7 protein-coding genes and 1 pseudogene are annotated in these 6213 nt (G+C 72.2%); 6 read left to right on the top strand and 2 right to left on the bottom strand.

Annotated elements, in window-relative coordinates; translation table 11 throughout:
* Positions 1-220 (bottom strand): annotated as a pseudogene (locus tag SGA01_RS26905) (rhodanese-like domain-containing protein); the annotation flags it as partial.
* An 81-nt stretch (positions 221-301) separates the two neighbouring features.
* On the opposite strand from SGA01_RS26905, the gene SGA01_RS26900 reads away from it, so the two are divergent.
* Complete coding sequence (locus SGA01_RS26900) at positions 302-589, top strand: metal-sensitive transcriptional regulator (protein WP_141299218.1); 288 nt, start codon at positions 302-304, stop codon at positions 587-589.
* Positions 590-683: 94 nt separating this feature from the next.
* On the opposite strand, the gene wrbA is transcribed toward SGA01_RS26900, so the two are convergent.
* On the bottom strand, positions 684-1292 hold the full coding sequence (wrbA, locus tag SGA01_RS26895) for an NAD(P)H:quinone oxidoreductase (RefSeq protein WP_055642342.1): 609 nt from the start codon (positions 1290-1292) through the stop codon (positions 684-686).
* A 155-nt stretch (positions 1293-1447) separates the two neighbouring features.
* Here wrbA and SGA01_RS26890 point away from each other — a divergent pair, with 155 nt between their 5' ends.
* The 5 genes from SGA01_RS26890 to SGA01_RS26870 all read left to right on the top strand — a co-directional run bounded on the left by SGA01_RS26890 (position 1448) and on the right by SGA01_RS26870 (position 6167).
* Complete coding sequence (locus tag SGA01_RS26890; RefSeq protein ID WP_141299216.1) at positions 1448-2146, top strand: TetR/AcrR family transcriptional regulator; 699 nt, start codon at positions 1448-1450, stop codon at positions 2144-2146.
* Positions 2147-2209: 63 nt separating this feature from the next.
* Positions 2210-2815 carry an RBBP9/YdeN family alpha/beta hydrolase gene (locus SGA01_RS26885; RefSeq protein WP_141299214.1) on the top strand — a complete coding sequence of 202 codons (606 nt, stop codon included), beginning with the start codon at positions 2210-2212 and terminating at the stop codon, positions 2813-2815.
* 41 nt (positions 2816-2856) lie between these two features.
* Positions 2857-3816, top strand: coding sequence for a prolyl aminopeptidase (pip, locus tag SGA01_RS26880; RefSeq protein WP_141299212.1), 960 nt, complete (start codon positions 2857-2859; stop codon positions 3814-3816).
* A gap of 58 nt (positions 3817-3874) precedes the next feature.
* Positions 3875-4501: an HhH-GPD-type base excision DNA repair protein gene (locus SGA01_RS26875; RefSeq protein ID WP_141299210.1), complete on the top strand. Its 627-nt coding sequence runs from the start codon at positions 3875-3877 to the stop codon at positions 4499-4501.
* Positions 4502-4613: 112 nt separating this feature from the next.
* Complete coding sequence (locus tag SGA01_RS26870) at positions 4614-6167, top strand: M28 family metallopeptidase (protein WP_141299208.1); 1554 nt, start codon at positions 4614-4616, stop codon at positions 6165-6167.
* The last annotated feature ends 46 nt before the right edge of the window (positions 6168-6213 follow it).

Below are 6213 nucleotides of genomic sequence, written 5' to 3'. Positions count from 1 at the left end.
CCGGCCGAGCGGGCGCCCGACTGGCACACGACGAGCAGCTCGCCGCGGGCCGCCGCCTCCCGGAGCTCGGGCACGGCCGGCCGAGCTGGTCGAGCGGGACGTTGAGGGCACCGGGGACGTGCCCGGAGGCGTACTCGCCGGGCGTCCGCACGTCGACCACGGTCAGCTCGGCCAGCCGCGCGCGGGCCTGGTCGGCGTCGAGCGAGAGGGGTTCGCTCATGGCAGGTGTCATCCTTGGTCTTCGGCGTAGCCCCGTGCTGGGGAGTAAATTACCCCCTGGGGTATCTGTGGAGGAGTAGTCGTGGAACTCGATCTCGCGGGCGCGGAGCTCAAGGCGGTACTGAACCGGCTGCGCCGGGCCCAGGGCCAGATCGCCGGTGTGATCCGGATGATCGAGGAGGGCCGGGACTGCGAGGAGGTCGTGACCCAGCTCGCCGCCGCCTCCCGCGCCCTCGACCGGGCCGGGTTCGCGATCATCGCGACCGGGCTCCAGCAGTGCCTGACCGACATCGAGGACGGCCGGAAGAACGGCGAGGACCGCGACGCCATGCGGGCCCGCCTGGAGAAGCTCTTCCTGTCGCTGGCGTAGGAGCCCCTCCGGGAGGAGGCCCGCCGTCCGAAACGCCGAGCACCTCCAGGGACATGCCCTGGGGGTGCTCGGCGTTTCCGGATCGCGGCGGAGGTCAGTCGTCCGCGAGGCCCTTCAGGCGCTTCGCGATCCGCGTCAGGCGCGCACCCTGGTAGCGGGCGGCCTGGAGGACGTTCTCCTCCGGGGCGCCGTTGGCACCGGGGTGCGAGGTGCCGTAGGGGTTGCCGCCGGCCGCGTAGACGGCCGGGTCGGTGAAGCCGGGCGAGACGATCACCGAGCCCCAGTGGTGGAAGGTGTTGTAGAGCGCGAGCAGCGTCGACTCGTTGCCGCCGTGGACGTTGTGCGCGCTGGTGAAGGCGGTCGCGGGCTTGTCCGCCATGACGCCGCGCTGCCACAGGCCGCCCGAGGTGTCGACGTACTGCTTGAGCTGGGCGGCGACGTTCCCGAAGCGGGTCGGGGAACCCAGCGCGTAGGCGTCGGCCCACTCCAGGTCCTCCAGCGTGGCGACCTCCACGTCACCGGTGGCGTCGACATGGGCGCGCCAGGCCGGGTTCGCGTCGATGGCGGCGTCCGGGGCGAGCTCGGCCACCCTGCGCAGGCGCACCTCCGCACCGGCCTTCTCCGCGCCCTCGGCGACGGCCTGGGCGAGCTGGTGGACGGCACCGGTGGCCGAGTAGTAGATGACGGCGACCTTCACGGACATGACGAACTCCCTCAACCGGATTACTTTCCGTTTCGATGCTCCGAGGTTAAGCGGATCGCTATCCGCTTTGCAAGGGCGGCAGGTATGCTCACATCGAGGGCCTACAGAGGGGGGACACGGGCGAACAGGCGACAGGACTGGACAGGAGCCGGCAGATGAGCACGAGAGAACCGCGAACCGGGGACGCGGCCGCGACCCCGCCTCCCCCCGCATCCACGCCCGCATCCGGATCCACGCCCGCACCTTCACCCGCACCGGCTCTCGGCCTGCTCCCCACCGTCGGCGGCGGCCCCGCCCCCGAGCGCGCCGACGCCGCCCGCAACCGGCGGAAGATCCTCGACGCGGCCGCCCGGATCGTCGCCGAGGACGGCCCCCAGGCCGTCACCATGAACCAGGTCGCCCACGCCAGCGGTATCGGCGTCGGCACCGTCTACCGCCGCTTCGGCGACGTCTCCCAGCTCCTGTGGGCCCTGCTCGACGACCGCGAGCGCCAGTTCCAGGAGGCGTACATGAGCGGCCCGCCGCCGCTCGGGCCCGGCGCCCCCGCCGCCGAGCGGCTCGACGCCTTCCTCGACGCGCTCGTCGACCGGGTCCGCGCCCAGCGCGAGATCCTGCTCGCCGCCCACTCCGCCGCGCCCCGGGCCCGCTACCACAGCGGCGCCTACCGGGTGATGCACACTCACATGACGCTGCTCATCGGGGAGTTGCGGCCCGGCTCCGACGCCGCACTCCTCGCGCACCTGGCACTCGCGTCGTTCTCGCCGGACGTCATGCACCACCTGACGGTCGAGCAGGAGCTGTCGAGCGAGCGCCTGAAGGCCGGGGTGCGGGAGCTGCTGACCCTGCGTGCCTGAGGAGAGGTTCCGACGCGTGGACGGTGCTGGACCGGGAGCGGGCTCCGGCCGCAGGATCGTGGCATGACCACGTATCTGATCCTGCACGGCTTCCAGAACCACCGTCCGCCGGGTCACTGGCAGCACTGGCTCGCCGGGGAGCTGCGGGCGCGCGGGCACGAGGTGCGCTATCCGCAGCTGCCCGAGGCGGACGCGCCGGTGCTCGACGACTGGCTCGCCGCCCTGGCGGAGCACGGGGAGCGGCCGGCCGACGGGGAGTTCGTGGTGCTCGCGCACAGCCTGTCGGTGCTGCTGTGGCTGCGGGCCGGGGCGCGGCGGCCGGACGCCGACCGGGTGCTGCTCGTCGCCCCGCCCTCGCCGCGGGTGACGGCGTCGATCCCGGAGATCGCCGCGTTCGCCGAGGGCCTCGCCCTCGCGGAGACCGGCCTCTCGGAGGCCGACCGCGCGGAGCTCGGCCTCACGGAGGCGGGCGCGCGGGCACGGCTCGTGTACGGGGACGGGGACCCGTACTGCCCCGAGGGCGCGGACGTCCACTACGGCACCCCGCTCGGTCTCGACACGGACCACGTCCCGGGCGGCGAGCACCTCAACCCCGGCTCGGGGTACGGGGAGTGGGCCTCGGTCCTGGAGTGGTGCGAGGACCCGGCGGTACGGGTCAAGGGCCGGTAGCGGAGCACCCGCGGGGCCCCACCGCCCGTAGTCTCGGGCGGATGTACTCCGAGACCGCACCGTACGACCAGGGCCTGCTCGACGTGGGCGACGGCAACCTCATCCACTGGGAGGTCTCCGGCAACCCGGCGGGCCGGCCCGCGCTCGTCGTGCACGGCGGGCCCGGCTCCGGGTCCTCGCCGCACAACCGGCGCTACTTCGACCCGGAGGCGTACCGGCTCGTCCTCTTCGACCAGCGCGGCTGCGGGCGCTCCACCCCGCACGCGAGCGACCCGGCCGCCGACATGTCCGTGAACACCACCGCGCACCTGGTGGCCGACATGGAGCGGCTGCGCGAGCACCTCGGCATCGAGCAGTGGCTGCTGTACGGCGGCTCCTGGGGCTCCACGCTGATCCTGGCGTACGCGCAGGCGCACCCCGAGCGCGTGACGGAGATCGTGGTCGCGGCCGTCACGACCACCCGCCGCTCCGAGATCGCCTGGCTGTACGAGGGCGCCGGCCGCTTCTTCCCCGAGGCCCACGCCCGCTTCCGGGACGGGGCCGACGGGGCGGAGGACCTGGTGGGGGCGTACTCCGCCCTGATGAACCACCCCGACCGGGCCGTCCGGGAGAAGGCGGCGGCCGACTGGTGCACCTGGGAGGACGCGGTCCTCTCCATGGAGGGCCAGGGCACCCCGTACACCGACCGGGTCGACGACACCCGGCTCGGCTTCGTCCGGATCTGCTCGCACTACTTCGCCCACGGCGCCTGGCTCGCGGAGGGCGCGCTGATCCGCGACGCGCACCGGCTCGCGGGCATCCCCGGGGTCCTCATCCAGGGCCGGCTGGACATGGCCGGGCCGCCCAGCACCGCCTGGGAGCTGTCCCGCGCCTGGCCGGACGCCGAACTGCACATGGTCGAGGACGCGGGGCACCTGGGCGACCGGCGGACCGGGGAGCTGATCCTCGCGGCCCTGGACCGCTTCGCGACAGGAGTCCCCCCTGCCCGGGCGAAGCCCTGAGCTCGCGGGAGGGTGAACCCACCGGGCGGGCGCCCGGCACCGGCGGGATGATCGAAGCATGAGCTCCAAGGCAGCCCCCGAGATCCACCTGGCCCAGCAGCCCGACGCCGACGCGCTGCTCGGGCGTTCGCCGCTCGCCGCGCTCGTCGGCATGCTCCTGGACCAGCAGGTTCCGATGGAGTGGGCGTTCTCCGGCCCGTACACGATCGCCTCGCGGCTCGGGGCGGACGATCTCGACGCACACGAGATCGCCGCCCGCGACCCGGAGGAGTTCGCCGCGCTGCTCTCCGAGAAGCCGGCCGTGCACCGCTATCCGGGGTCGATGGCCCAGCGCGTCCAGCAGCTCTGCCACTTCCTCGTCGAGGAGTACGGAGGCGACGCCGAGGCCGTCTGGGCGGACGCGGCGACCGGGAAGGAGCTGCTCGCGCGGCTCCAGGCGCTGCCGGGTTTCGGGAAGCAGAAGGCGCAGATCTTCCTGGCGCTGCTCGGCAAGCAGTACGGGGTGCGGCCCACGGGCTGGCGGGAGGCGGCGGGGCCGTACGGCGAGCAGGGCTCGTACCGCTCGGCCGCGGACATCACGGGGCCCGAGTCGCTCGCGAAGGTGCGCGCGCACAAGCAGGAGATGAAGGCGGCGGCGAAAGCCGCGAAAGACACCAAGCCTGCGAAAACGTCCGGGAATCGATAACTCCAGATGTCAATCCTGCTCAAGGTGACAGGAATTACGCAGAACCTGTTCACAGAACCCCCCCGAGATCGCTAACTTCCCCTCAACCTCGTCCGTATCGGGAAGGACTTCTGTGAACGCAACCCAGCGCCGTGCCGCAGCCATTCTGGCCGCCGCCGCCCTCGCCACCCCGCTGGTCCTCGCCTCTCCCGCCACCGCCGGCCAGGACCCCGCGGCCGCGCCGGCCCGCGATGCCGCCAAGCTGGCGAAGAAGCTGGTCCGCGAGACCTCCGGCCAGGGCGCCTTCAAGCACCTGCAGAAGTTCCAGGCGATAGCCGACTCGGCCGGCGGCAACCGCGCGGCCGGCACGCTCGGGCACGACGCCTCCGCCGCGTACGTGTACACGCAGCTCAAGAAGGCCGGCTACGCCGTCACGTACCAGAAGTTCCAGTTCTGGTTCACGCAGACGCTCGCCGAGAAGGCCTCCGTCGTCTCCCCCGCCCCCCGGGCCCTCGACATCAAGGCGATGACGTACACCAAGTCCACCCCGGTCGGCGGCATCAAGGCCGACCTCGTGGCCGTCCCCGTCGACGCCGACGGCACCACCGGCTGCGAGCCGGGCGACTTCGCCTCCGGCACCTTCACCGGCAAGATCGCGCTGATCAAGCGCGGTGGCTGCTCATTCGCGATCAAGCAGCAGAACGCCGCCGCGGCCGGTGCCGCCGCCGCCGCCATCTACAACAACGTCCCGGGCGCCCTCTCCGGCACCCTCGGCGACGCGGCCTCCGGGAAGATCCCCACCGGCGGTCTCACCCTGGCCGAGGGCCAGCAGCTCGCCACCGACCTCGCGGCCGGCCCGGTCAACCTCTCCCTGGAGATCCGCCAGCTCCAGGAGCTCCGCACCACCAACAACGTCATCGCGGAGACCAAGGGCGGCAACGCCGCCAACACCGTGATGCTCGGCTCGCACCTCGACTCCGTCACCGCCGGCCCCGGCATCAACGACAACGGCTCGGGCTCCGCCGGTCTCCTCCAGACCGCCCTGGAGCTCGCCGAGTCGAAGGACAAGGTCCGCAACAAGATCCGCTTCGCCTGGTGGTCCGCGGAGGAGAACGGCCTCCTCGGCTCCGAGCACTACGTGGACACCCTCTCGGAGCTCTCCAAGAAGGAGATCAAGCTCTACCTCAACTTCGACATGATCGCCTCGCCGAACTACGGCCTGTTCGTGTACGACGGCGACAACTCGGACAACGTCGGCGAGGGCGCCGGCCCCGAGGGCTCCGCCCAGCTGGAGCGCGACATCACCGACTTCATGGACAAGCGCGGAGTCCCGCACGAGGGCACCGACTTCTCCGGCCGCTCCGACTACGGCCCGTTCATCGCGGTCGGCATCCCCTCCGGCGGCACCTTCACCGGCGCCGAGGGCATCAAGACCGCTGCCCAGGCAGCCAAGTTCGGCGGCGAGGCGGGTGTCGCGTACGACGTGAACTACCACGCCAAGGGCGACGACCTGAAGAACGTCAACATGACGGCCTTCGACGCGAACATCGACGTCATCGCCAACGCCGTGGGCACCTACGCCCACGACATCTCGTCCCTGCGCAAGCCGGTCGTCTCCGTCCCGACCTCGGGCGGCGAGAGCAGCGGCGGCGGCCTGCACAACGACCACGACGAGGTCACCTCCTGACCGCCCGACAGCTGATCGCCCGATAGCCGATCGCCCGATAGCCGAT

Origin of the sequence: Streptomyces gardneri, from assembly GCF_006539185.1 — a bacterium.
Lineage (GTDB): Bacteria > Actinomycetota > Actinomycetes > Streptomycetales > Streptomycetaceae > Streptomyces > Streptomyces gardneri.
Note: the sequence above shows the minus strand (reverse complement) of the source record. Positions and strands in the feature narration are given on the sequence as shown.